Consider the following 2,584-nt stretch of genomic DNA (forward strand, 5'->3'; position numbering starts at 1 on the left):
TATAATTGCTTCGATTGTGTCCTACATAAGAGTTGTAAACAAAGCGCTGCGCATCATAGTTTAGCTTGATGATTTTCTTTTGCTTAGAACTAGGATAAAAGCGAAGCTTAACGCCAAAATGATAGGCTAAACTGCTCATTCTTTTCATGTATTTCACCTCCTTGTATTATTGTAATTTGATTATAGCCTATGTATATCTTATAATCAACAGTAAATAGATACATAGTAGACGAAAGGATATTAGACTATGAATAATAAAAAAGACAAAATAAAAGACGCAGGCTATGAAAAACACTACGTCTATAATGCACACTATCATCTAATTTGGTGTACTAAATACCGCAATCAAATCTTTACTAACCAAGACCTTGCACAAGAGATGCGAGACCTGCTCAAGCAAATAGCTGAAGATAATCAAATCAAAATTGAAAAAATGGAGGTAATGCCTGAACATATTCATTTGCTTATCAGCTTTAGACCATCAAAATCAGGTTCAAGCGTAGTCAAAGCACTCAAAGGAAGAAGTGCTTTTTTATTCTTCAAGAATCATCCCGAAATTAAGCAAAACAAGATGTGGGGCGGACATTTATGGTCACCCAGCTATTACTTTGGCACGGTAGGGAATATGTCTAAAGAAGTAGTAGAAAAGTACATTAATGACCAGATCTACAATGCCGTTAGAGACGGTAAGCCCTATCCATCCCCGCATTAAAATACGGGGATTTTCGGGCGTTTTTCATTAAAAATTTATTGGTTAGAAATATTGCTAGCGGCGTGTTGAAATACGACCACAAGCATTTTGAGGCTACAAGAAATGCGACAACTTCAGTTAAAAGCATTTCATCAGATGGTCAAAAGCTTTCTTACACTACCGGTAAAGACAAGAGCAATTTATTTGTTAACAAAAGTCTAAATACAGGTGAATCTACTGATTTAACTGTCAACGTAGTTACCGGTGTACCTAAGAGACAAGATCGTTTTGGCTACCAAAATATCAACGGCGGTAAGGTTTATAACCTGTCATTCTGTTTCCCATACTTAAGCGATTATCGCAACGGTAAGTGGAATTATCACCCATACTACGATGCTGGTGAAAACCGCAACAGTGCTGTAAGCAACTTCCACGTTAGTTTCTTTGCACCTAAGAGCTACAAGGTTGCAGCTTCTGGTCAAAATACCACTAAGAATGGTAAAACCACAATTGTTGCCAACAACATGCGTGAAGTCGGCATCACAGCTTCCAACAAGTTCAAGGTTGATCACGCTTATGCAAACGGCGTAAGAATCAACGACTACTACCTTGCAAGCAAAAACAGCAAGCAATACAACAAGCTAGCTTTAATGACTGCTCAAGACAGTTTCCACATTTTTACCAAGAAGATCGGCAAATATCCTTACAAAGAAATCGATATTACTGAAACCTTGCTTGGTAAAGATACCGGTGGGATGGAATATCCTGGCTTGATCATGATCGACGCTAGTGGCTTTTTACAAAAGAAGCACCCACTTGATAGATATAATAAATTAACTGAAGATGTTTCTCACGAAGTTGGTCACCAATGGTTCTACGGCACTGTCGGCAGCGACGAATACATGGAACCTTGGCTTGACGAAGGTCTTACCAACCTCCTTGAAAATGGCGTTTATGATTTGACCTACACTAAGAGTAAGGCCTACTGTGCTAAACTGATGCACAGCAAGTTCTATACTCGTAAGAACGTCAAGCGTGCTAACAAGATCTTAAAAGAAAATGCTAACCAATTCATTAATAAGAATCAAAAGGCCAACTACATCAACTACCCTGTTAATAATCCACCAAAGGGCGTTGACACTGAAGCCATAGCTTACGAACTTGGGATGGACTTCCCTGCTGTTTTAAAGGTTGCCATGGGCGAAACCAAGTTCTTCGATGCTTTACACGATTACTATCAAACTTACTACTTGAAGCAAGCAACTACACAAGACTTCTTGAACATTATCCGCAAGTATGATAATTCAAAGAAAGTTAACAACGTGATCAATAAATTTATTGATCCTAAGTACTTAAGTGAATAAAATCAAATAACCCCGAAAACGTTTGAGTTTCGAGGTTATTTTTATAGTCTCATAAGTGCTAAAATCAACTTAATGGATTATTACAAAGGAGCTGATTAACTGTTAACAAAATATGGAAATTTATAGAAAATTATAGAAATATTTGCCATAATATTCATTAGAAAGTTAAACATGGAAGTGAATATTATGACAATTTTAAAACCTAAAGATGTCGCTGATCGTTTAGGAATAACCACTAGAACCCTCCAAACATGGGATCGAAAGGGTATTTTTAAAGCTAAGCGCTCTCCTACTAATCGCAGATTCTATACAGAAGATCAAATAAATCAATATTTGAGCCAAAATAGTCTAAGCTCAAATAAAAAACAAGTTGCTTATGCCAGAGTATCAATTTATGGTCAAAAAGATGACTTAAAAGATCAATTAAGCTATATTCGCCAATACGCTAACGCACAAGGTATCGTATTAGACGCAGAAATAAGCGATATTGGCAGCGGCTTAAACTATAAACGGCAAAAATGGAATAATC

General features: G+C 36.8%; 4 protein-coding genes. 3 read left to right on the top strand and 1 reads right to left on the bottom strand.

The genetic code is table 11. The annotated features are described in order from the left end of the window. Positions 1 to 148 (bottom strand): helix-turn-helix domain-containing protein (locus FC37_RS10795; protein ID WP_236697289.1); only part of this gene is annotated, 148 nt, incomplete at its 3' end. Between the two features lie 99 nt (positions 149 to 247). On the opposite strand from FC37_RS10795, the gene tnpA reads away from it, so the two are divergent. The 3 genes from tnpA to FC37_RS05595 form a co-directional block, all read left to right on the top strand. Beyond that, the gene (gene tnpA, locus FC37_RS05585; protein ID WP_025005294.1) at positions 248 to 712 is read left to right on the top strand and encodes an IS200/IS605 family transposase; all 465 of its coding nucleotides are present in this window, start codon (positions 248 to 250) and stop codon (positions 710 to 712) included. Positions 713 to 750: 38 nt separating this feature from the next. After that, entirely contained in the window at positions 751 to 2,055 is a 1,305-nt protein-coding gene (locus FC37_RS10800; RefSeq protein WP_236697287.1) for a M1 family metallopeptidase, read from the top strand. 186 nt (positions 2,056 to 2,241) lie between these two features. After that, positions 2,242 to 2,584, top strand: a 343-nt coding sequence (locus FC37_RS05595; RefSeq protein WP_156400662.1) for a MerR family transcriptional regulator, incomplete at its 3' end; no start/stop codon positions are given.

Origin of the sequence: Lactobacillus gallinarum DSM 10532 = JCM 2011 (genome assembly GCF_001434975.1) — a bacterium.
GTDB classification, from domain to species: Bacteria; Bacillota; Bacilli; order Lactobacillales; family Lactobacillaceae; genus Lactobacillus; species Lactobacillus gallinarum.

Bases quoted from the DNA above. Each gene is read 5' to 3' on its own strand.
- tnpA (WP_025005294.1), top strand. From the start codon at position 248: ATGAATAATAAAAAAGACAAAATAAAAGACGCAGGCTATGAAAAACAC.